Origin of the sequence: Microcoleus sp. K4-B3, assembly GCF_036704615.1 — a bacterium.
Classification (GTDB): domain Bacteria; phylum Cyanobacteriota; class Cyanobacteriia; order Cyanobacteriales; family Microcoleaceae; genus Microcoleus.
The window spans coordinates 22,819-44,526 of record NZ_JAUBSF010000029.1 but is presented as its reverse complement, the minus strand read 5'-3'; the positions used below and the strand labels follow the sequence as shown (position 1 = coordinate 44,526).

Sequence of the window (21,708 nt, the reverse complement as noted above, 5' to 3'; positions counted from 1 at the left end):
AACTGATTCGGTCATATTTTCTCCCGTGTTTGACCTTTACTCGAACACTTGCTGATTGTTGTCGCGGGCTTCTTGTGTTGTGCCAACGCTTTCGCAAACCGCTGCGGAGTTTTAACCATTCGTTACATGATATTATCGTGTAAATCCAAACGATTCTTTCTCCCTAGTTTACCATAAGATATAAGGTGAGCTAGGGACAGTTATGTTGGTAATAAAAAGACGTTCTATCGATAAATTTGTAAAACCTGTGAAAGCACGCGAGTTTTGTAGGCTGTGGTTCAATGCCGATGCCCAGATGGAAGCTACTAGGGGCTATAGAGCGGAATGCGTTCGCTTGTTGAGTCGTATCCTAGCCGTGCAAACAGAGACTATTTCGAGTAAATGGGGAAGCGGCATTGATTTCGAGAAAATGCCTGAACAGTACGAACGAACCCTCGCTTATGCCAATTCTCTTCGTTCTATCCTTGACGCAGCGGGCAACAATCCCGAACTCTCCAACATCATTGCCGAGCGCCTCAAACAATCGCAGTAGTAATTCACCGGAAAGTAATACCAGATAGTATACGGTAAATTCCTTGACCGACCACAACGCAGGTTTTAGTGTTGGAATGACGCCCTGGTGCAGTGGTGCAAACACTTTTCCCAGGACTTCTCCCATTCGCTGATAACACCAGCTACCAAGGAGCAACCTTATGTTCGCAGATTACGGGCAGCCATCGCAACCCGCCCGACCAAGCTTTGTAGAAATACCCAATCCCCGCGTCACGACCACAATGGGACGCATGGAAGTGACCGACGTTCGCCCTGAAACTGTCACTGGTCGCCTGCTGGATGACCAAAATAATTTGCTACAGGAAGACGGACAGCCAGTTTACATCTGCGTTCGGAAACACGAGATTGTGTGTCCCACCGAACGAGCCAACATGATGAGTTGGTGGGAACTGAGGGAACAAGCGGTTGCGGGACACACAGCGCCCCGAAAATATTCCCTCGAATCCTTGATTAATCGCTTGGATGGACTCAATTTAGATGAACTCTACGCTTTACGAACCTTCGTCAGTTTGGAAGCCGACCCGTTTCAAGCGTATTCGGGTAGCGTCAACAGCGACTTATCCCACTTGCAGGCTTGGTTCCCGACAGTGCGAGTTCTTGAGCGTGTCGAACAAAACCAACTAGCAAGCGCGTTGTGCTGGCGAATAGCTAGCAACTCCAACGCATCAAGCGCACCCACACCAGGCGACGGGAGGGACGATCGATAGCGATAGTTTTTTTCATCAACACACCAGTGAGGCATGACTATGACCAACGGCAATGGGTCTAACGGCGTGTCGCCTAACGGTGATACGCCCCAACCCGATCCAATACAAAAGTTAACGGAATACGTCGAATCTGTGGAGATTTCTCTGGAAATCCAGGAAGATAAAACAGATGTCATTGAAGATCAGGTGGCAAATCTGACTGAGCAGATAACCGAGTTAAAACAAGAAATAAAAGACATATATGGAGATGAAGAGGACTGGGAACGTATGTCAAAGACTTGACGGGCTTATCATACGCCGTCAGGCTAAAAACCGATTGCAACTGTCTAAGCTGGAGCGAACCAAGCGCTTGCGAGATGAAGCTGCTTTGACCCGACCTTTTAGAAAGTCTCCCCTGCTAGACTTCGTTGAAGACTTGGTACACCGTCCGCCGAACCATGAACAGATGCGCCAGCTTAAGGAATTGCTCTTAGAAGAACAGAAGGCGATCGCTAAACTCATTGCCTTAGTTGACCAGCACCTAGAGTAGTGGTCTGCCGTTCTCGTCGAAACAGCCCAGCCACACCCGCTGCTGGGCAAGTTTTGTTTTTTGTGGATGAGGGGCAAGAGCATTCGGGAATTCTTGATTTTGCTTGGCAAACACGCTGCTTGGATTAGCTGTAAATGGGCAGAGTTTTCGGTTATCCTGCCAGAATTAAGTGAGTGGAAATGAGAGTTTCTGAAACAGCTATTCCAACCAGAAACTCCTGTAAAGCATTCCAGAAAGCGACAGACTGGTATCATGCCCTTGAGTTAACCTTTAGAAACATTGGGGAATAGCATGAAATTTGAGTAAAAGTCAAGCACTCCATTACCAAGAAATACGGTATTCGCCATTGCTTTTATTCCTCTCAATGATGCAATAATAGAACGGCAGAGATAGGGAATCTGCGATTATGGAACTAACAAAGTACAGTTGGTGGGGCGAATCCAACGAACCACCACCGCACCTGAAAACTAAAAAGCAACTGGGTGAGCTTGGTTTATCCCCTCTGAAACCTTCAGGCGTTATCGAAACGCGAAAATATGACGTGTTCCTCTACGATATCCATAATCCTGAATGTTGTCGCCCTAAAAGAACGCCATCTCCCAAGCAGTTGGAAACCCTGGCTGCCAACCGTCTCAAAGCCAAAATCAAGCGGGATTATCGAGAATGGTATCGCGAAGTAGGTTTCATAGAAAAAGATAGAGTGAGTGCTGTTCTTTGGGCAAGAGAACAATTAACTCAGAACGATTGGGTGATTCTGGATACTGAAACAACGGGGTTAGATGATGCGGAAATTGTAGAGATAGCAATTATCGATCGTCTCGGTGAAATATTGCTGGATAGGCTCATAAAACCCACAATTTCCATACCCGTAGAAGTAACAGAGATTCACGGCATTAGGGATGCAATGGTAGCCGATGCTCCTACCTTTCCTGAAGTCTATCCTCGCATTGATGCAGCTCTTAAAGATAAACGAGTGTTAATCTACAATTCTGCTTTCGATATCAAAATTTTAAATTACTGCTGCAAATTGCACGGTTTGCCAATTCTAAAATTTAAAGAACGCTCAGACTGCCTCATGGAATGGGCAGCACAGTGGGGAGGAGATTGGAGCTACTATTACGAAGATTATAAGTATTTTCCCCTGCCTGGTGGAGGACACCGAGCGTTAGCAGATTGCATGGCCGCTTTTGAGCTTATTAAACGAATGGCAGCGGATTCGGATCAAATCAATTGCCCCGTGCCGATTCCTCAGAAAAATTCATGATATCCCAATCAATGCCATCATCAGGGAACAGGGATAATTGCCCAGGCGATACGTTGGACTGACCGCGGTTGTGATAGGACAGGTGACACGCGGTACACAGAGCGATTAAGTTTTCAGGGCGGTTGTCCTCCGGTATCCGGTTGCGATGGTGCACCGCCAAAGTTAAAGCACACCGTTCAGATTTGGTTAAGCCGCTTTGTTTGCCGGGTCGGAGCTTACCGGGTCGGAGGCATTGTTGATGGCACTTAGCACAACGCCAGCCTGCGTTTTCTTTCACCGAGAGCGCAATCTGTTGCCAATTGTCGGGATACCTTTTGGGTTTAGGCATAGCTTGTTTCTCTGCAAATAGGGCGATCGCTTTTGCTGTTACCGACTTAATCCAGTTTAGAGAGCTGCGAATCCCCTAAAGATGCCGCTGCTATAGGTTTCCAAGTTTGCTTCAATCCATTGAGCGGTTTCGAGATATCCCAAAGCTACGGCTTGAAGTCGAACAGTGTTTGCATGGAACATATTGGTCGTGTTTGCTTCTCGAACTGCATTAATGCCTTCCAGGATGCGTTCTGGGATTTGAATCGGTTCCTCTGACTCTAGGGAACTAGGCTGTTTTCCCAAGAAACCGAGATATTCCTTTACCCGCAGCTCGAAGTTAGCCTCAGCTTCTCCTAAATTAGTGAAGTATCGGCCGTAGTAGAACCCACCATCCTGAGCATTGTAAAAGTGCGTTACCCATTCTTCATCCTTGCGCCATTCTCTGAGAGTAATGTAACCTGGGGCTTGCCCGCCGTCGCCGGGAATGGGATGTGATTTTAATATGGAGGGGCTTTGAGCGTTCATAAACAATTTGTGTGGGGTGAACTAGGAGAATTTGTAGTCGATCGGCTTGGGCAACTTGAAAACTAAGTAGCAACTGTCGCAGGGGTGTAGAACTTGTTGTGGGTGCATCGCTATTCTTTCATCGGATTAGCTAAGCACGAGGTTTGAGAAATTGTAAAAGTTCGTCTCCATGTTTTCCAATCGGGTTATAGCCAATTGGTAGCCAAAAGTAATCCGAACCCCAATAATCGCCGTCAAAATCTTTGAGCCACCAATCGTCATCTACACCGCCCAAACAAATCTTTTCTACGTTGAAGTAAAGCTTAATTCGTTGAAAATTATTAGCCATCGGTTGAACCATCAATCAAAAAGCTGGGGGGTACTCACCAGCAGGTTGCCAGTTACTATTAATTAGCCTACCCGTTCTTGCTGCACAGTAGTTCCTGTCCAAAAAAGAGCGGCGCTTGGGTTCTGAATTACCCGTCTGCTGTATCAGCGTTTCGCGTAACGGGTGGTGGCTGCTAATCAAAAACTCGTTCCTGGTACTAAGCCTTTCGAGATAGCGTTTATGGGGGAGCTGGTCGAATTTACCGCCCACCCCGCGATTGCAGCTAACGCAAGCTAGCACGAGATTCCAGATGCCGTCAATGGGATGAGCGATGTTGTCGTTAATGAGAACGCGGGGGAAAAAGTGGTCTACATCCGTTAAATCGGTCGCACTGCTGATAATCGAAATATCGCCAAAGCAGTAGAAACACTTACCTTTTTGATAGCCATTTAAAGCACCGCGACACGAGGTAATGTTGACACGGCGAGCGCGACTCTGAGTAAATAGCAGGCTTTCGTCGAGGTCGCAACCAATGGAGATTAGGTTGCGGGATACTTTCAACTCCCATGCCGTTTCCACCAACCGCCACCGCGCGTCAACCTCTTGGGGTAAGTTCTGCCCCTGGTTTCCTTCCAACATCCCAAATAACTCATCGGTCAGAGCGATCGCTTTAGCACCCCGGCTTTCACTGCTGAAGAAACGCACAGGTGTCTCCGCTTTATTGACGTTGTGAAACGCATCAATTACGCAACTGAAGCCAAGCTTGACTGTTACCTCAACTAACTGCTCCTTGCTGATAATGCCTGCGTTAAAATCCTGGCAAGTTCTTAAATATTTGCTGGACGGCGATGTGGTTTGCTTTGGAACTAGGCTCAAGTGTTCGCAAAGGTTCCGTGCAAATGGCTCTGCCAACTCCTCCAAGGTGATGATGCTTTTACCACCGGGCGCTAGCTCCAACAACGACTGAGCTAGCGCAAACTTGTACGAGGCGACGTTCTTGCCAAAGAGAATGATGCCCCGCCAATAATCTTCTATTGATGGTGCATCTCCCCAAAACTGTGACATACGCGCCTTGACAATAGTTCGTAAACTAACTACACTAGCTAGCAGGTTATCAAAAAGGCGATCGCCCGAGTCCGGTCAAAGTCAAGAGCGATCGCCCTGTACCCAAAGCAAGTTCGGATACAAGTATGAAAGCACAGATTTACGTCAACAGGCACATCACTGCCGCCAATAAAAAAGCTAGCAAGCTGAGGGGAACCTTGGTGGACGAGCGGGCCATCAGCATCAACACTTACTTGGGGTCGGTCTATGCCAAGCGGGTAGAGTTCACAGGCGGCTGCGTGTTGGTTCAGGATGCGAGCAAAGCTCGGTGTTCGGGAGCGACTATTTGGATTGAAGCTGCATTCGAGAGTTTGGTGATAGACGGGGTAGCAGCAGACCGATCGATGTTCAAAAAGGAGGGAAGATGACAGTCATTCAGACAATCCAACAATCAAAGCGTATTTAAAAATACCTGCATCCCGCGCAAGTTGAAATCGACAGTTTCTTCACTAGCAAGATATTAGATATGTTCAAAGGCAAAGAATACATGACCGGGCGGCAGCAAGTCCTTGTTGCAGAATTCGAGGCTGAAATTGAATCGGAGTACGCACTTTGTATAGCTCAGCTCCAAAAAGCCAAGCAAGCGATTGAATCGGGTACGACAGGCTTAACCGAACAAGAGCAAAACTTAGCCAATTCCGAAATTGACGCGCTCCGCAAGTATTGGCACGAGCGGTTAGAAGCTCTCATCAATCTTGCATCCTGGAGAGCGCCACAATTGCTCCAACAATTAAACGAAAAATATCTTCAGGATATTCATTGACGCACCTTTGTGCAACGGCAATCTATTCATCACCTAAACCAATAACTCGGAGCCTAGCATCATGTATCACGAATTAGTCGAAAGACTCGCGCTTATACTAGCCAAAACGGAGGGATGGGAAATTGAAGATATTCATGGCAACAATCCGAGAATGAAAGTGTATTTAAAAATGGCGGCAGCCTGCTTGGGTGAAATAGACAATTATCTCGAAGAACAAGCGGTTGAATTCGCAGATTTAGAAGTTAATGCAAGGTATGAGATGCCTCACGCTTTAGACCAACAGTAATGAGTTTATATTAGTGCAATTAATCCTAGTTACACTAATCTAAATAACCCAATAGCTTCACAGGTAAAAATGTTCACTCTACTTCCCCAAGCGGAAAAAATCAAAACGCTTAGAAAATAATGCTGTATTTAGTTCAACTCAAATTAGAGGGCAAAACTTTTTTTTCTTATCGCAATTCAAATGGTGTATGGATACAGTGTCTCTCTTTTTCCGAAGCTACTCCATTCAAAACACACAAAGGGGCTTGGGATGCACTCAAGCGAGTTCACAAATATTGCAATGAATCTGGGTATGACTCATTGCAGAAAGCAGGCTATGAAATAGACGTGATTGCACTAACTGAAGCTGAGGTTCAAAGTCACATCTCTGAAGAGGAGCAAAGAAGGCGAACTTACATTGTTGAAGATAATAAAAGGAAAATTTACCTATACGGACGCGAAGCTGAAAAGCAAGTGATGGAATTTTTCCTATCATCTTCTATCGGTACCCCAGTCAGGATTTACAAAAGGTTCTCATTTGATTGGGAGTTGGCAGAAATTACTAATATCAATTCAGATCGCTTTGAGGTCAAGGGTATTGAATTTGAATTACTTACAGGTAAAAATCCTGAGTTTTTAGCTTTACCTCCTGATGATGAGGTGAGCGAAGCTATTATCTCTCAGCAATTGCTAGAAGATTTTACAGCAAACTACTGGAAATGGAATCTGACCCCGGAACAGCAAATTACTATTGCTAAAATCCTCGCAACCTCTTTCGTAAATTCCTAACACTCCCTCAATTTAATAGTCAAAACAGAAACAACAAAGAGCAACAAAATGAATCAACCCAATCAATACGATACGGTACTCGGTGGCAATAGCCTTGGGCCACCCCCAGGAAGCGCGGTTATGGGAATAGCTAACAGATACTCGGAACCAGAACACCGCCAATTTTGCTTGGACATGGCAGCAGCTCAGTTGCCAGTCACTCATTATGATGGTCGCTTCTTTTGGTCGGGCCCATCTGCGATAGTGGATGACCTCCAAGATGTTCTCGGCGCAACTAAAGTCAAGTGCGTTTGGGATGAGCTGGATTCTCGGTTTGTGGTGTATCCCAGAGCCTACAGCAGCGAGGCGATCGCTCTAATGCGAAGTTTAGATGAGGCAGACATTCTCAGCATTTACTTTTTTGTGAAAGCAGGAACGCAGCCACACAAAAGACTGGCAGAGAATTGCTTGAAAACTATCCATTCAGAATTGGGTTTAAAGGTGGAAATTTTAAAACTTATTACAAGGGAGGGTGTTTCATGACTAAATACGTTCAATAATTCAGACATTTACTCAAGGTTTAAATGCCTTGCAGGTAGAATCATTACAACCAAAATGAGGAAAACAATCAATGAAAGTACCAGTCACTTGGGAAGATGCCCAAAGCTTGCCCATCCCTGCGGATGATGAATTAGAACTCGTAGCAGGGTTAACAATGCAAGAGCAAAACTTAAGTGCCAAATACTTTGCTAAACTTATTCACAGTTAATCACCGAGAGGAAGTTTCATGTTTGCTGTCAAGCGGGCGCTAAAATTAAATAACAAGGAAGCGACGTTGATGGCAAAACACGCAGGATTCCGGCGTGTAGTATTTAACTTTGGGTTAAGTTTGCGGACTCAAATGTATAGTGAAGGGCAATTCACGGACTCAAGGATACTCACTGAAGTCAGAAAAGTTCTCACCAATCATGTCAAGAAACAGCCTGAATTCGCTTGGATGAACCAATTGTCTAGCCGAGTTTACCAAAATGCTTTGATTGACTTGAAGGATGCGTTTAGTCGATATCGTTCTGGAAAAGCAGGTCATCCGAAATTCGCTAGTCGTCGAGACGGTCAATCTTTTTCAGTTGATTCGTCTAACGGCAAAGTTTTGCTAAATGCTGGCAGAACTATTAAGATTCCTACATTGGGAACTTTTCGACTTGTTGAACCATTAGAATGCGCTTACGTGTCTCAAACTTTTACGATTTCAAAAGAAGGAAATCGGTGGTTTGTTTCTTTCTGCATTGATGCAGAACGTCTCCCGGTTCAGCAGTCTGAAGGTTCTGTAGGAATTGACATCGGCATCAAGTCATTTGCTACACTGTCAACCCAGCAGGTTTTTGATGCACCAAAACCGTTGAAGCAAGCGAAAACCAAGCTTGCTACCTTGCAGCGCAAAGCATCTAAACAGGTAAAAGGCTCTCGAAACCAGCGTAAAACCTACAAGAAAATTAGCCGACTCCACGCACGGATAGCTCGCATTCGCTTAGATTTCCTCCACAAGTTGACCACTTATTTAGCTAAAACTTTTAAGCTAATTAAGATTGAAAATTTAAACGTCAAAGGAATGATGGCGAATCATAAGTTAGCTGGAGCAATATCTGACCTTGGGTTTTACGAATTTAAACGTCAACTCGATTATAAGTGCCAAATGTATGGAGCTAATTTGGTACTGGTAGACCAGTGGTTTCCTAGTACCAAAACTTGCTCGAATTGTGGCAACAAAAAAGATATGCCACTAAGCGTTCGGACTTTCGACTGTCCTGCTTGTGGCATATCTTTGGATCGGGATTTTAACGCAAGTTTGAATATTTTAAATTGGGAACCCTCGGCTTGAGGGGAATAGCCTACTTATCTTGGGATTAGCCGTCTACCCAACAGCGTAGGAAGTGAACTCGAATTGTGTCTAAAAATGAGTTTAGACAAGTTTAGATAAGTTTCACGAAGCAGGTGTACAGAGTATACCGAGATAGAGGAGGAAGAGCTCTTTTTGATGGCTCTTGTTACTATTTTGCACGCCAAGCCGGTTTCAGAATTCCTGAAGAAAAGTTTCCAGAGTTTTTGGAGTTCTGTAAAGCCAAATGGACGCTCATAATCCAGTACCTAGAAACCGAGTATCGAGTCCGCTAGTCGGTTAAGTTGCAACACAATTAAGCTTTAAGTAGGCGCTATCTAAAGCTTGGTTGCCACATAGTAGAGAAGAACACAGATTATGTTTGTAGCTCAATCCATCAGACAACCCGACCAGTTTTACTACGCCCATACTTTGTCGAGTGCTAAACGCTGGAAAACGCGCAGGGGTGCTGACAAAGCTGTTGCTTAATACCCCAACGGTTACGTAGTAATCGCAGAAGCAGAAATAGGTTCGCCTGAACATCAAGAGCTGTTTCTGATAGCTCGCACCCAAGTAGAAAAAGCAGCAGAACAGGCTTATCGGAATCATAGTTCCGAGGCTTTCTCACCCGAATACCCTGACACTTATTTTGAAGAATTGGCGGTGCGGGCTTGGGAACGCTATCAGCAGCAGCGGTTGCAGGAGGCTGCGAGTTGAGCTTGTACGCCACCACATTCAAAAAGGATGTCCAAGTGCGCTACCCTCGATAAATTAGTAGAAAATACTTTTTGCGTTAAAGGGCAGATAAATGACAATAAACAAGCCTCTTCTGGAAACTTTGCAGTCCATTATTGCTACAAAAGAGTTCAGGCTTGTTAATGCAGACAGCGCTCGGTGGAATATTACCGATGCAAAAGGAGTTATTTATGCGACAGTTGCCGAACGACTTTACGGCGGTTGGGAATATACTTTAGCTGAATCACTCGAACTATCAACACTGGACTGGATTGAAAAGCAAATAGATTTAGTGCTTTCGAGCGGCTTCTTCATTCGCGTTACGCAAGGAAGAAGCAACAAAATGTACTACGTTATTCGTTTTGGTACTAAAGAGAGTTACTTCTATGTTACAGAATTAACTAATGGCTTTAAACTTGACCTTAGCAACGAGATACAAAATGCCAAGCAATTCAAAACATCTGACAGTGCCTTGAAATTTATGTCGTGATATGTGACACCCGGAATTCGTGGCGCTAATGTTTATAATCAATATGAGGTTGCCATCGTAAAAATAGAACAAAGGAAAAAAAATGCCTAAAAATTCCTGGACATCCGAAAAGTTAGAACAATTCCTAGTTCCTAATGGGTCAATTCAATTGAACTATCAATGTATGGCGATCGTTCAGCAGCGGTTGCAGGAGGCTGCGAGTTGAGCTTGTACGCCATCAGATTCAAAAAGGATAGCAAAGTGCGCTATGCCACCGAAACGCAGGGAAATCCCGAATACAACGCCATTGATTCGGCTACTTTGGAAGGAGCAAAGAAATGGAAAACGGAACGGGGTGCTAAAAAGTATCTTGAATCTCATGTTTTGGTGGGGCGGCAAGGTGAAAAAATCCAAGCCCGGTGGACTGAGATCGAAGTTGTGGAAATCTCAGCGCAGCAACAATGGCATACCAATAATCCAAGCGTTATCAAAGAAGCCAAAGCTAAGTACGATAGCAAGCGCCCCGTGTACTCGTTTCGCCCCAAGCCTGAGATTCTAGAATGGTTAGAGAAGGAGCGATGTGAGGATGAAAGTGATGCCGATTTGCTCAACCGGAAGCTGGGAAAGTTGATGAATCTGGAACAACAATCAGGAGGAGATTGTGGACGTTGAAACAATTAAGGCAACATTACTGTCAGAAATCGAACAATTAGAGGAATCGTTGCAGATAATTGCGCGCCGGGTCAAAGAAGGCAAGGCAATAGGTTCGCACACGAATGTGGATGCTTCCAAAGTTAACAATTTGATTGGCAAATATCAATTGTTGGTGGCGATGTCAAACAAAGTAACCGAAGTAACCGAACAACAAAGCGATGAACAATCCAACTGAAACTACCGATATAGAGCAATTCAAAGGATACTTGCAAGATTTAGTTGCTGTCATGAAAAAAGTACCCGGCAGAACGAATTGGAAGTACCGGGGCTTTGAGGAATTGGTTTTAGAGTGCGGAAGGGTGATGGAACCCAAACCGCTACCCAAAAACATCAAACAAGGTCAACCGAGATTGTGCTACGCCAACTGCCAGCGCTTACTCTTAAAAAACCGCAGCCTCACTTACGTGGAGGGTTATGCAATGGCGCAAGGCGTGTCTATCCCGCTGCATCATTCTTGGCTGCTCGATGCCAACGGATACGTCATCGACCCGACTTGGGAAACTCCCGGCTGCTGTTATTTGGGCATTCCCCTGGCGACATCGTGGGTAAAATCAATTTGGGATTCTCGAAAGCAGAAGGGGTACAGTGATGAATTGAGCATTTTGCAGGGGAATCATCTCGAAGATTTTTCGATTTTCAAACAAGGATTTCCGGCAGAGGCTCTTGCTTAACTTTCCATTACTTAAAGACCATGCCCATCAACTCTAATTATCAATCCACAAAAGAGGAAATTAGGAATGACTAATTACATCAACACTATGGAGCTGGACGAACTAACTCACGATTTTTTATCCAGTTTGCCTTCTCACACGCACATGAGTTGGACGGAGTGGCAGAAAGAAGCAGAAGCCTACGGGTTGAATGAGAATGAGATTGCTGAATTACAGCAGTACCTTGAGGTAAACAAGCAGCTCACATCCCCTATGAGATTTGCGGGTCGGCAGTGGTGGCTGACTAAACAGGAAATCGAACACGTCGAACTAATCAAGCAGTATTTTCCTAGCAATTGGGAAGATGAAGTTTTAGATAGGATGCAACGAGGCGATTTGGGGTACTTAAACAAAGATTGGCGGTTAAAAGAAAGGAAGCAAACTAAGCGAGTTAAACAACAATAACAGGCGCAGCATAAAAGATGGTTGAAGGGGGTGGATTCAATGAATATCGCAGACGCAGCTAAAGAATTTGCAATTGCCCAACACGGCACTCAAAAATACGGCGATCGTCCCTACTCGTACCATCTAGCTCAAGTATCTCAATTGCTGGCTGAATTCGGGTATGCAGGCGATGAAGCGATTGCAGCAGCAGGATGGCTCCACGATACGCTAGAAGATACGCCAACAACTTATGAGATGCTTGTGTCTGAATTTGGGGAAGAAACGACCGATATTGTGTGGGCTGTAACCAGTGAGCCGGGGGGAAATAGAGTCGATCGCTTTCGTAAAACTGCCTTAAAAATTCAGTCCAACAAAAAAGCTTTGATTGTTAAATTGGCTGATAGAATCGCTAACACCGAAGCTAGCCTCCAAAGCAATCCCAAGCTCTATAAAATGTACGTCAAAGAGTTTCCCCTATTCAAAGAACTGCTGTACAATCCCCAAGATGTCGAACTAATGCCCTTGTGGAATCGATTGGAAAGCTCGAACAAGTAAACTCAATAGAACAGGAAATTTACCGTGAATACCCTCACCAAAACCGTCTCAGGAGAGCAGATAAAGCGCTACTTAGAAAGTGTAGTTGCAGCAATCGAAGTACCGCTCGCCAGAGCAAATTGGAAGTATCAACGCTATGAAGAATTAGTCCTAGACTGCGGCTTCATTATGGAACCCCAGGCGCTACCCGAAACGATCGAATGTGGCGCACCGAAGTTTGGTTACTGGAATTGCCAACAGTTAGCATTTGCCGATAACAGCCTCACCTACGTCGAAGGATACGCCCTTCATGCCGATGTTGGATTTCCAATTAGCCATGCTTGGTTGCTCACACCCGATGGATACGCTATCGACCCAACTTGGGATTCTCCCGGTTGCTATTTTGGAGTTCCGCTCTCTACAGCATGGGTAGAGTCTGTTTTAGCAACCCGCACTCGCATGGATAATCTCAGCATATTTGATGGCAATTATATCGAGAAATTCTCGCTGCTCAAAGATGGATTGCCGATTGATGCTTTTGCTAACTTATTGCGGTGAACTCAACGCTGCGGATTATCTATCGCTTGCATCGTTCCTTTGATTGTTCCACAGCAATTGTACGAGCAGTTGCAAGTGTTCGAGTTCGGGCTCGAAGCCACAAGCCTCTTCCCAAGCCTCGGTTAAAGCTGCCCATCCTTCGGGAGTGTCCGGTTTTTGGCGCATTAGGGCGATGAAGTTGGTGGCGGTGCGCGCTTTTGCCGGGTCAATCCCCAACCTCACCAGTTGCAGCTCGAATGGGGGATGGCTGCTGTTGGCGAGGATGTCAGCGTAGTCGGTGTCCAGCAAATCGATTTGTTCGAGCGGCGAGTCAGTCATTTTCTGTATTCCATATTTCTTAGTGCCTCACCATCATTTCACGCTTGTCTGACTCTTGAGCGATCGCCAAGTGAGAGCACACAAAATAGACAGCAGCAGAAACTCGCTTGACGAGCGCACACAGTCCCGGCGCCCCCTGGGTTTTTTAGTTGGTGATTCCTGGGATGACGAGTGTTGGTGAGGAAACTTGAAAACCAGTGGCTACACAACTTCGCTATTTCGCTTGCCTGACTGGGAGTAGCGATGGGGTACGTATTTCTTTACACTGCGTTCTCGAACAGTGTGTATTTTGGCTTTACCTATTCACTTGCACACTAAGTTTAACGAGAAATATAAGTAGAAATCATCAAAAAGTTCTCTTTTAGAAAACTGCCTTTAACTACAGCTATGTTAATCACAAAATCCTAATATTTTAAATGCTTTAGCTTCCCAAGCTTCGTAGGACTCTGGACAAGTCAGGAGAATATGAACTCCCCGATTTAGAATATCTTCTAGCGAGGTATTTAACGGAATCTCCTGAATTTGACTATTTTCCGGTAACGGGACTTCATAGCGCTGCGAATCTGGTAAAAAATTCTGAATATTATCAATAGCTACTTTTACTATAAGGTCTAATAGAGCCTCTGAACAGATAAAGTTGAAATCATATTCTTGGGGATAAGCTTTTTTGTAGTTCTCCCAGGCGCAACCTATTGTAATTACACTCTGTTCGTTTTGTTGGTTAGGAGTCAGTGCTTTATAGCAAGCATATACTCGTGCTGACAAAGGCGGATGTTCGTCCCCCAAATCAACATCGAAGGGCTTGTGGCCCGACCGAAGTCCCATATCGACACATGAGATGTAGTGAGCTGCTCCACAAGCAAAAGTGCCGAAAATGTCACAGAAAATTTCATTCAATCTGTCTGTATTCCAATACTGCACTGCTTGGTCAATTTGTTGATTCCGTTCAATTTTTCGCTCAGGAGTTATTCGTCCAGACTTCTGGCGCAACTCATTGAAGTGTAAGTAAACTAAGATACCGAGATTTTCAGCTATTTCGTGAAATTTCTGAAAAACATCATGTCCCAGCTCATGATAGAGCCCAGGCATTTCTAATAGTGAAACTGCCTGTTGTGGTGGTGCAGTAATTAGTGGAGCCTCTGGTGGAGTTGGAAGAATAGCGAGTGGACCCTCCAGGTTTACAGCGATATCCTTGATCCAAAAAAGACCACATCGCTCTGCGCTTAAGAGGAGAAGTTTTCTTAAAGCTAAGTCAGCTTCGCTTTCCTTCTGAAGTGCTGGTAAGTAATGATAGTTAATGATAAAAGTAGAAAATTCAATGTCATGAATAATCGGAAGTGCTCTAGGAAGCAGCCTTGAATGACCAATTTCTACAATCGACTGAAGGCGTTTGTGAAGAGTCTGTGCCTGTTCTAGCTGCCCTTGGAGATAATTTACCAACCATTGATGTTCTACTTTTTTACTTCCAAGAGTCTGAAGCTCTTTATTAAGTCGAAATAAAACGACTGCGTATTCAGCGGTCTTGGCTTTGAGATACTCCAAATTTGCCATAGCTTAACGGAAATAAAGGCGCTGGAGGTCTTCAGCAAATTGGCTATCTAAAAGTGAGAGAATGTCTTCTAGAATTGGCATATCTGCATCTCTTAGTTGCTCGGAAGCTTGTAATCTGTTAGCAAGCTTTTTAAGATCCTGCTGCCAGTCTTCCAGAGGCTTCTTGTGATTCTTAATCCGATAGACAAGCACCTGAATATCTGTTGGAATGGCTTGACCTTCTCCCAGTACCGCTTCCAGACGATTGACAAAATTGTGAAGGATATGCCGGCTGCTCAATACATCTTCATCTGAAAAACCCAGGTCAACAGTTTTACCCAGGGCTTCAGCCTCTAGCGCCAGTAGAGCTGAGTTTAGTTCGCGGAGCAGTTGCTGCTCGCGATCGAGATGTCCAGATACGAACCCTAATTTGCTCATAAGTTCGCTTCCTCCTTATTAAGGATTGTATCATCTAAATTATCAGATTCAATTTCTTGTAACTCTTCTTCATCTTCCTCCTCAATTTGCGGGCGGAACGTTTCGCGCAGAGCTTGATCCGTCCACCGGATGGTTACTGGAAGTGCAATCTCGATATTTGGCGCGTTCCAATTTAGGTGTGTAAGATAATACGCATCTTCTGCAATATCTTGGAGGTTAAAATTACCAATGGTTTCCACAACTTCCAAGAGTAAATTGCTGGCTGTTTTACCACGCGAACTATCCCATGTTCCAGGTCTACCCGTAGTGGTTAGGATAATCCTTTGCGAATCTAAAATCAAGTAAGTCCCAAACAGCGTATTTTGCAGGAATTCTCGGCTATTTTCCTCTACCACAGTAAACAAACGCACAGGTAAGTGACTCTTACGAATTTCTACGACGGCACAGCGAAAATCTTCTGGTAAAATATCCTCCTTTTTTAGACGTGCTACTGTTTCTTGGAGCGCTAAGCTTTCACTAGGCCACCACCGACCATCCCGATGAATAATAATGCTTTTAATTTGATGACCATCTTGAACGATAGACCGAATAGTTTCCTCAAGACGCTTGCGTAACTCTGGCTTCTTGATAGCTTCGTGCATTCGCCCTCTTACGGTAGAGTTCCCGAAGTGTTGCTGGATTAGCCTTCCACCTGTTCCGTAGAGAAAATGATATCCAACTTTGCCAAACAGCAAATCGATACCAATGTGCAAATCGTGATGTAACGGATCTGCTATAACCCAGGGTTGGATACCAGCTTCAGTTGATACCGCTAGAGCTAGATTCTGTAACTGACTCGCAGCCAGTTGAGAATTGTGTTTCCTTGCAATGTTCCAAACTACTCTTTCAGTCACGCATTGGGACAGAACGGGGCTGAGGGCTTCCTTCAATTCACCATGTACGGTTTCTAAGAACTGATCCCATAGAACAATAATTGCTAAAGATTTAGAATTGCTCGATCGTACCTCTGCCAACATACGAAGCAATGAGCTTCCCCTACGTTCGTGGCGCCCAATTTGATACGCTCGTTGCTGGACAATCTGAGGAGATTGTCCTGTCTGTTGTTTAATTTCATCCTGTAAGTCTCGCACAAAAGTCTCGCGAGTGTCCCTCTCAAGTATTTGTGGATATAACAGAATTAAGTTAGGAATCGGCTCATTGTGGTATGCTCCATTTCTATAAAGTGTTGATAGCTTACTTGATGCCCAACCCATAATCCGCTTATCGAAGAGCTGATTTGTCTTAGGAGGAACTGAACCATTAGGAAATGGCTTATGAATTTCACCCTTTCCAAGTTCTAAGCGCGGAGGAATAAAAATGGTTCTTTCTTTTTTTAAGTAAGACTGCTGAATGGAAACTGATATATCTTCATATTTCACGTCAGACAGTTCGTTAAGGAAGGTTGAGATAGTATTGACTCGTTCGTCTGGAGCCATCTGAGAACGAATTGAGCATTTCCGAATTCCTTCATATTCGGTTGTGAAAATAGGAAAAAGACGCGAAATAGGTACTGCTATAGATGTTTCTTTTGCCCGATCTTGTACAAGAATTGCTGCTTCCTTGGGATGAACGGTGATATTTGGATAGCGGGAACAATAGTATTCGTATATAGTTTTTTCTGGCAAATCAAAAGTATACTCATTGATAGTTTTTTCTGTATTTCCTGTATAACGACACGGAATTTTTACAGCATTATTATCACGTAAAAAATAAGCCCTTTCATCAGCTCGAATGGTTAAATCCAGGTGTTTTTGTAAAATATTCTGCTTTTCCTCCTCCGTATACTCTTGTAGAGATTTTTTGCTAACGTATTTCGTTCGTATATCAGCAGCCAAGTGAATCCCGCCATCTTGCAATAAAACAATACCAAATTTTAGTCCGCGGTAAGCATTAATAATATCTCTTTCTACTCCTTCGTTCTCAGGAACTTGACGAAAAAATAATGTCCAATCAGACCGCCAAAATTTATCTTCAAAAGCCTGAAAAATATCTGTAAAAGGTCTTTCCAACATTCGACAGACCAGCTCTCTCTCACTTCCAACAGCCTCTTCAATGGTTACTTCAAAGGTTTTATCTGTCACTTCAATATGATAAACCTTATCAGGCACATCTGTGATTTCCACAGTATGGCCTACAGAAGGGCTACTTCCATCAGGAATTAAAAATCCAGTTCCATCAAAACGTGTCGTAGGATAAACTGGGCAGCGCAATTCTTCACGCCATAATCTATCAGCCCACCGTTGGATTCTGATAGATTTATTATTATCTTGCGGTACTTGCTCTAGCACTTTCAATAGACGAAAGCGGTAACGTGTCTTTTCAAGACCTAGTAAGGGATATAGTGTTGCTGCAAGGTGTCTATTTGGTTCTATTTTATTCATACTTCAAGCACTCTTTGGCAAAGTTTTTTAAACTGGCATTGCTGACAAATTCTAACAGAGTTAGCAAAATCAAAATCTTCTAAGCTAAATTTTATTTCACCATCATTATTGCTAAATCGCTGAACGTAAGCAATACTACGACGTATGGAGGAAAGCGTATATTCCCGTTGTTCTAGATCCATTTTAAATGTCTCATGCTTTACCGGATCGCTTCCAAAATAAACTACGTGAGCCTTAATACTTTCTAAAGGATACTCTAAAGTCAAGTGAGGCCAAAGTTGGTACACACTTACTTGGAATTCCGCTTGCGAATTTCGTCCTGATAGTATTGATGAAGAGTTCCCTGTTTTCCAATCGAAAATCGTGAATTTTTTATCGGGAGTAACCAAGGCGAGATCTACTTTAGCTATGACTTGGACATTATCAATTACAAAACCTGGTGCGTGAGAACCGTAAATATTAGGTTCAATCCAGATTTGCTTTGCACTTTGAACTGCTTTTGTAAGTTCGGTCTGTTCTACCCAAGCAGTAAATCGGTTAACTAATGCTTCGAGAAACTGGAGTATTACCTGAGAGTTTTTAGCTGAAAGTTCCAGGTCATATTCATGCTCAAACAGTGCTAATCCACCAGCCTTGTCAATTAACTGAGGAGTCTCGCGAAAACTTCTACTCTCAGAAAAAGCCCATTCTTTTTCTATCTTATTTTTTAAACTCCTAAGCCATGTTTTAGATAGCAAAGAGTCTCTCCGTAGAATACGTTTGAGGGAGTTAGCAACTACAGAATGGAAAATATTTCCCTGCCACATAGGGATATTTGTTAGCTTTTTTAAAAAGGCTATTTCCTTGAGTGTAGTATCTCGGCTGTTAATTCTAGCAGGTGCAAGATAGTCGAAGTAATATTGTCGTTCACAAGTATTCAGGACTTGAGCACGACTAACCGACCAGTTATTTTTCAATTTTTATACCCCCTTTTTTAATCAATAGCTCTTGTGTTAATGAATAGTACGGTTACTTCCTACTGTTTCTTACTGTACACTGCTGCGACCATCGCCTCAAACCGAATCATCCATCCACCCGCAAGCCGAACAATCCCAATGAACCGGGGGCGTTTCATACTGGGGGAACGGGCGTTCACACCGGGGACATCGGCCGGTAAACAGTGGGTGCGTGTCCAAAAGTTCTAATTGTTGCTCTCGTGTCCACCGTTGCCGGGGTTGCAGAATCAATTCGCCGTTGTAATAGGTCGCGCCCTCGGGTTCCCACAGTTCCTCCGGTTCGGCGTTAGGGTTTTCTCGAAAGTCAATGCAAGTATTAGTGTTAGGGCCTGTGGGATGCACGGCACAGATGAGGTATGGGTTGCGGCCGTAGAGGAGACAGCGATCGCACTCAGGGAGTTTGGGCATGGGGCGTGTTGAGGTTTTTGGTCTGGGTTTAGTTTCCCAAAAATTGAGGTGTTGGTGGCGATCGCGGAACCATGATTGCAATCTTCGAGATTTCACAACAAATCCCCTCTGATTGTTTGCAGTCTAAATTCCCTAGTACAGCTCGGCGTAAATACACAGACTATTAGACCGCCAAGACTTTACCCTTATATGTCCACTTAAAAGGCTTTGCCATTGTTTGATTAAAGTAGTTAATAAAATTGAGGATGCGATTTTTCAGATCGTACTGACTGGTGAAACTTGCTATGCTTGAGTAATTTCCGCACTAAAATGCTGAACCAAATCTCTATTTGATTAAGCCACGAAGAATGTTTTGGCGTGTAGTGGAAAACAATTTGATGTGTTGGGTCACTTAAAAAAACAGCACGAGATTTCATGGATTGAAGTATGCCGCTTTTTCCCTTAATACCGAGGTCGATATCTAAGCCTTCTTTTTCTGCGACCAAACGCACCAATGATTCAGATTGGTGAGTATTCAGACAATCCATAATCAGATGCCATTTTTGGGCATCGGGGTCAGTTTCAATGATGTGACGAATATTCAGTACAAAATCGGATTCTTTTCTCGAATCTCCGCAAGTTGGCTCGATAATCTTACCATTCGCAATATTGAAATTCGCTATCAAGGTCTGCGTGCCATGACGAATATATTCAAACTCTCGAATTGCAACTTTTGCGGGTCGCATTGGTAAGTCTTTTTCGAGACGCTCAATGGCTTGAATTCCTGTCATCTCATCAACCGATATAGTGTGTTCTCCATTTTGACTGCGTTCAATCGCAGTCAGATATAAGCCTGTAATATCTTTAACTTTTGCATCAAATTCTTCATCCACAGGGGGGGGTTAACCAGTAGCGCGAGGCGTGTGGTTTAAGTTCTGCTTCTTCTAATAATCTGCCAACATGGCGGACTGATATACTTTCAATAATGCCTTGTTTCATGATTTCCTCCGCCAGTTCTCTCGCCGTCCAATGACTTATTGGTCGTCCATAATCGGACGGTGAGGAACAGGCAAGTGCAAATAACTCAGTTACTTGTTCCATGGTAAATTTTACTGGTGCGCCAACACGCTCTTGATCTTGCAATCTTTGCAAAATCGATAAGTCTTTTCCCTCGCTTTCCAACCATCGGTTTCGCCATAAGCGAGCCATCTGTCGGTTAATCTCTAGGCTTCGGGCTATTTCACGATGGTTTTGACCATCTGATGCCATGAGAATTATTTTGGCTCGTAGCACTAGCTGTTGGGGCGTTTTGTGTTTGTCGATCAACTTCTGAAGTTGATGACGCTCGCCATCGCTTAAATTTAATATTTTAGGCATTAATAAGGCCATCTCTGACTCCTCGATCACCCACCTAAACGGGTCTCAGCTAACTATGTTATTCTACCACAAATATAGTCTGTGTACTTACGCCGAGCTGTACTAGCCTTCAGCATCTGCAAAGTGGAAAAATTCAAATGCTTCAAATTGGTAGACGATTGGCTCGTGTTTTAGTAGGCAGTTCTAAGACTTTCCTTTCTCTACAAAAGTAAGTTGAAGGGTAGGATGCGGTACACTTTACTTTCTCAACATAGGTCGTACCTGTAATCTCTAGAAGTTCTAATTAGAACCGCTATAAATAGGGTTCCGAACAGGACTCTACTGCTCTTTTTACTGCTCGGTCTGTTCACGGGTTAATAACAAAGCTTTTTGGATGGCTGCTTTTCCTTCTTCCGTTCTGTCTACAGCATTGAGTACAAATCCCAGGTTATAGTAAGCTGCCGCATAGCTTGGATCGAGTTCGATCGCTTCTTCAAATGCTGTAATTGCTGCATCAAATCGACCTTGATTACCAAGTAATTGTCCGAGGTATTGATATACAACAGCCGAATAGGGTGCCAGTTCTGTGGCGCACTGAAGTACGGTGATAGCATCTTCGTATCTGCCCTGCTTATTCAAAGCAATACCTAAATGGTAATGTGCAGCAGCAGATTGAGGAGCAACCTGAATTGCCTGTTGAAAATTAGTAATTGCCTCGCCGTATCTCTCTAGATTTACAAGTACCATACCAAGACCAACAAAAGCCTGTGGTTGGCTCGAATCAATCTCGATCGCTTTTTGATAGACTGTCATAGCCTCGGAAAATCTTTGCCACTCGGCTAGTGTGGCAGCCATATTCAGGTAAGCTGCTGAATAATTAGGTGCAATCCTAATAGCGTTTTGGTAGGCCCAGATAGCTTTCTCACCTTGACCTTGATAATCCAAAGCCATTCCTAGCTTGAGGTAGACATACGCATTATCAGGATCGTGCTTCAGAAAACGCCTCCATATTGACTCAGCCTCAACATATTCACCAGCTTGCTGTGCTAAATCTCCGGCTTGAAATAGTTTTTCCAAATCCATAAATTTTCTCCCCCATGCAAAAGACCAATAACAGCATCAAGGTGGTGAGGGTCGTAGGGTTCAATTTGCATTCCCAGATGAACTCCTGTTAACTCTGAAAGCTTATGAG

Annotated in this window: 33 protein-coding genes; 20 read left to right on the top strand and 13 right to left on the bottom strand. The window is 44.0% G+C overall.

Features of this window, described 5'->3' with window-relative positions; all coding sequences use genetic code 11:
* The first annotated feature begins 247 nt into the window (after positions 1 to 247).
* From QUA78_RS14940 to QUA78_RS14920, 5 genes are all read left to right on the top strand, one after another.
* Complete coding sequence (locus tag QUA78_RS14940) at positions 248 to 532, top strand: hypothetical protein (RefSeq protein WP_333301014.1); 285 nt, start codon at positions 248 to 250, stop codon at positions 530 to 532.
* Positions 533 to 692: 160 nt separating this feature from the next.
* Positions 693 to 1,259: a hypothetical protein gene (locus tag QUA78_RS14935; protein ID WP_333301012.1), complete on the top strand. Its 567-nt coding sequence runs from the start codon at positions 693 to 695 to the stop codon at positions 1,257 to 1,259.
* Positions 1,260 to 1,298: 39 nt separating this feature from the next.
* Positions 1,299 to 1,541, top strand: a complete 243-nt coding sequence (locus QUA78_RS14930) for a hypothetical protein (protein ID WP_333301010.1) — start codon at positions 1,299 to 1,301, stop codon at positions 1,539 to 1,541.
* A 34-nt stretch (positions 1,542 to 1,575) separates the two neighbouring features.
* Positions 1,576 to 1,788: a hypothetical protein gene (locus tag QUA78_RS14925; RefSeq protein WP_333301009.1), complete on the top strand. Its 213-nt coding sequence runs from the start codon at positions 1,576 to 1,578 to the stop codon at positions 1,786 to 1,788.
* A gap of 406 nt (positions 1,789 to 2,194) precedes the next feature.
* Positions 2,195 to 3,052, top strand: coding sequence for a 3'-5' exonuclease (locus QUA78_RS14920; protein WP_333301007.1), 858 nt, complete (start codon positions 2,195 to 2,197; stop codon positions 3,050 to 3,052).
* Here the strand turns inward: QUA78_RS14920 and QUA78_RS14915 are convergent.
* The 4 genes from QUA78_RS14915 to QUA78_RS14900 all read right to left on the bottom strand — a co-directional run bounded on the left by QUA78_RS14915 (position 3,015) and on the right by QUA78_RS14900 (position 5,258).
* On the bottom strand, positions 3,015 to 3,380 hold the full coding sequence (locus QUA78_RS14915; RefSeq protein WP_333301006.1) for an HNH endonuclease: 366 nt from the start codon (positions 3,378 to 3,380) through the stop codon (positions 3,015 to 3,017). The genes QUA78_RS14920 and QUA78_RS14915 overlap by 38 nt on opposite strands.
* A 56-nt stretch (positions 3,381 to 3,436) precedes the next feature.
* Positions 3,437 to 3,886, bottom strand: coding sequence for a DUF5049 domain-containing protein (locus tag QUA78_RS14910; protein ID WP_333301004.1), 450 nt, complete (start codon positions 3,884 to 3,886; stop codon positions 3,437 to 3,439).
* A 130-nt stretch (positions 3,887 to 4,016) separates the two neighbouring features.
* Positions 4,017 to 4,214 carry a hypothetical protein gene (locus QUA78_RS14905; protein WP_333210086.1) on the bottom strand — a complete coding sequence of 66 codons (198 nt, stop codon included), beginning with the start codon at positions 4,212 to 4,214 and terminating at the stop codon, positions 4,017 to 4,019.
* Positions 4,215 to 4,229: 15 nt separating this feature from the next.
* Positions 4,230 to 5,258 (bottom strand): hypothetical protein, encoded by a 1,029-nt coding sequence (locus tag QUA78_RS14900; RefSeq protein ID WP_333301003.1) that lies wholly within the window; start codon positions 5,256 to 5,258, stop codon positions 4,230 to 4,232.
* Between the two features lie 125 nt (positions 5,259 to 5,383).
* Here QUA78_RS14900 and QUA78_RS14895 point away from each other — a divergent pair, with 125 nt between their 5' ends.
* The 15 genes from QUA78_RS14895 (at position 5,384) to QUA78_RS14825 (ending at position 13,072) form a co-directional block, all read left to right on the top strand.
* Entirely contained in the window at positions 5,384 to 5,665 is a 282-nt protein-coding gene (locus tag QUA78_RS14895) for a hypothetical protein (protein ID WP_333301001.1), read from the top strand.
* A gap of 98 nt (positions 5,666 to 5,763) precedes the next feature.
* On the top strand, positions 5,764 to 6,060 hold the full coding sequence (locus QUA78_RS14890) for a hypothetical protein (RefSeq protein ID WP_333300999.1): 297 nt from the start codon (positions 5,764 to 5,766) through the stop codon (positions 6,058 to 6,060).
* 61 nt (positions 6,061 to 6,121) lie between these two features.
* Positions 6,122 to 6,346, top strand: coding sequence for a hypothetical protein (locus QUA78_RS14885; RefSeq protein ID WP_333300997.1), 225 nt, complete (start codon positions 6,122 to 6,124; stop codon positions 6,344 to 6,346).
* Between the two features lie 119 nt (positions 6,347 to 6,465).
* Positions 6,466 to 7,113, top strand: coding sequence for a hypothetical protein (locus QUA78_RS14880; RefSeq protein WP_333300996.1), 648 nt, complete (start codon positions 6,466 to 6,468; stop codon positions 7,111 to 7,113).
* A gap of 48 nt (positions 7,114 to 7,161) precedes the next feature.
* On the top strand, positions 7,162 to 7,635 hold the full coding sequence (locus QUA78_RS14875) for a hypothetical protein (RefSeq protein WP_333300994.1): 474 nt from the start codon (positions 7,162 to 7,164) through the stop codon (positions 7,633 to 7,635).
* An 88-nt stretch (positions 7,636 to 7,723) separates the two neighbouring features.
* On the top strand, positions 7,724 to 7,861 hold the full coding sequence (locus QUA78_RS14870) for a hypothetical protein (RefSeq protein ID WP_333300992.1): 138 nt from the start codon (positions 7,724 to 7,726) through the stop codon (positions 7,859 to 7,861).
* Between the two features lie 18 nt (positions 7,862 to 7,879).
* Entirely contained in the window at positions 7,880 to 8,971 is a 1,092-nt protein-coding gene (locus QUA78_RS14865; protein ID WP_333300990.1) for an RNA-guided endonuclease TnpB family protein, read from the top strand.
* 805 nt (positions 8,972 to 9,776) lie between these two features.
* Entirely contained in the window at positions 9,777 to 10,193 is a 417-nt protein-coding gene (locus QUA78_RS14860; protein ID WP_333300988.1) for a hypothetical protein, read from the top strand.
* Between the two features lie 82 nt (positions 10,194 to 10,275).
* Complete coding sequence (locus QUA78_RS14855) at positions 10,276 to 10,398, top strand: hypothetical protein (RefSeq protein WP_333300987.1); 123 nt, start codon at positions 10,276 to 10,278, stop codon at positions 10,396 to 10,398.
* A complete protein-coding gene (locus tag QUA78_RS14850) occupies positions 10,353 to 10,844 on the top strand; it encodes a hypothetical protein (protein WP_333300985.1) in 492 nt (163 codons plus the stop codon). The genes QUA78_RS14855 and QUA78_RS14850 overlap by 46 nt, the downstream gene beginning before the upstream one ends.
* Complete coding sequence (locus tag QUA78_RS14845) at positions 10,834 to 11,061, top strand: hypothetical protein (RefSeq protein WP_333300983.1); 228 nt, start codon at positions 10,834 to 10,836, stop codon at positions 11,059 to 11,061. The genes QUA78_RS14850 and QUA78_RS14845 overlap by 11 nt, the downstream gene beginning before the upstream one ends.
* Positions 11,045 to 11,557, top strand: a complete 513-nt coding sequence (locus QUA78_RS14840) for a hypothetical protein (protein WP_333300982.1) — start codon at positions 11,045 to 11,047, stop codon at positions 11,555 to 11,557. Before QUA78_RS14845 ends, QUA78_RS14840 begins: the two co-directional genes overlap by 17 nt.
* 66 nt (positions 11,558 to 11,623) lie before the next feature.
* The gene (locus QUA78_RS14835) at positions 11,624 to 12,001 is read left to right on the top strand and encodes a hypothetical protein (RefSeq protein WP_333300980.1); all 378 of its coding nucleotides are present in this window, start codon (positions 11,624 to 11,626) and stop codon (positions 11,999 to 12,001) included.
* A gap of 39 nt (positions 12,002 to 12,040) precedes the next feature.
* Positions 12,041 to 12,535: an HD domain-containing protein gene (locus tag QUA78_RS14830; RefSeq protein WP_333300979.1), complete on the top strand. Its 495-nt coding sequence runs from the start codon at positions 12,041 to 12,043 to the stop codon at positions 12,533 to 12,535.
* A gap of 24 nt (positions 12,536 to 12,559) precedes the next feature.
* The gene (locus tag QUA78_RS14825; RefSeq protein ID WP_333300977.1) at positions 12,560 to 13,072 is read left to right on the top strand and encodes a hypothetical protein; all 513 of its coding nucleotides are present in this window, start codon (positions 12,560 to 12,562) and stop codon (positions 13,070 to 13,072) included.
* A gap of 15 nt (positions 13,073 to 13,087) precedes the next feature.
* On the opposite strand, the gene QUA78_RS14820 is transcribed toward QUA78_RS14825, so the two are convergent.
* The 9 genes from QUA78_RS14820 to QUA78_RS14780 all read right to left on the bottom strand — a co-directional run bounded on the left by QUA78_RS14820 (position 13,088) and on the right by QUA78_RS14780 (position 21,599).
* Entirely contained in the window at positions 13,088 to 13,390 is a 303-nt protein-coding gene (locus QUA78_RS14820; RefSeq protein ID WP_333300976.1) for a DUF4129 domain-containing protein, read from the bottom strand.
* A gap of 390 nt (positions 13,391 to 13,780) precedes the next feature.
* Entirely contained in the window at positions 13,781 to 14,941 is a 1,161-nt protein-coding gene (locus tag QUA78_RS14815; protein ID WP_333300974.1) for a hypothetical protein, read from the bottom strand.
* A gap of 3 nt (positions 14,942 to 14,944) precedes the next feature.
* Positions 14,945 to 15,358, bottom strand: coding sequence for a hypothetical protein (locus QUA78_RS14810; RefSeq protein WP_333300973.1), 414 nt, complete (start codon positions 15,356 to 15,358; stop codon positions 14,945 to 14,947).
* Entirely contained in the window at positions 15,355 to 17,778 is a 2,424-nt protein-coding gene (locus QUA78_RS14805) for a hypothetical protein (RefSeq protein ID WP_333300971.1), read from the bottom strand. Before QUA78_RS14805 ends, QUA78_RS14810 begins: the two co-directional genes overlap by 4 nt.
* Positions 17,775 to 18,734, bottom strand: a complete 960-nt coding sequence (locus QUA78_RS14800) for a PD-(D/E)XK nuclease family protein (protein ID WP_333300969.1) — start codon at positions 18,732 to 18,734, stop codon at positions 17,775 to 17,777. Before QUA78_RS14800 ends, QUA78_RS14805 begins: the two co-directional genes overlap by 4 nt.
* A 96-nt stretch (positions 18,735 to 18,830) precedes the next feature.
* Positions 18,831 to 19,277, bottom strand: coding sequence for a hypothetical protein (locus tag QUA78_RS14795; RefSeq protein ID WP_333300967.1), 447 nt, complete (start codon positions 19,275 to 19,277; stop codon positions 18,831 to 18,833).
* 134 nt (positions 19,278 to 19,411) lie between these two features.
* The gene (locus QUA78_RS14790) at positions 19,412 to 20,053 is read right to left on the bottom strand and encodes a transposase (RefSeq protein WP_333300965.1); all 642 of its coding nucleotides are present in this window, start codon (positions 20,051 to 20,053) and stop codon (positions 19,412 to 19,414) included.
* Positions 20,046 to 20,549: a helix-turn-helix domain-containing protein gene (locus QUA78_RS14785; RefSeq protein ID WP_333300963.1), complete on the bottom strand. Its 504-nt coding sequence runs from the start codon at positions 20,547 to 20,549 to the stop codon at positions 20,046 to 20,048. The genes QUA78_RS14790 and QUA78_RS14785 overlap by 8 nt, the downstream gene beginning before the upstream one ends.
* 318 nt (positions 20,550 to 20,867) lie before the next feature.
* Positions 20,868 to 21,599 (bottom strand): tetratricopeptide repeat protein, encoded by a 732-nt coding sequence (locus tag QUA78_RS14780; protein WP_333300961.1) that lies wholly within the window; start codon positions 21,597 to 21,599, stop codon positions 20,868 to 20,870.
* Positions 21,600 to 21,708: the final 109 nt, after the last annotated feature.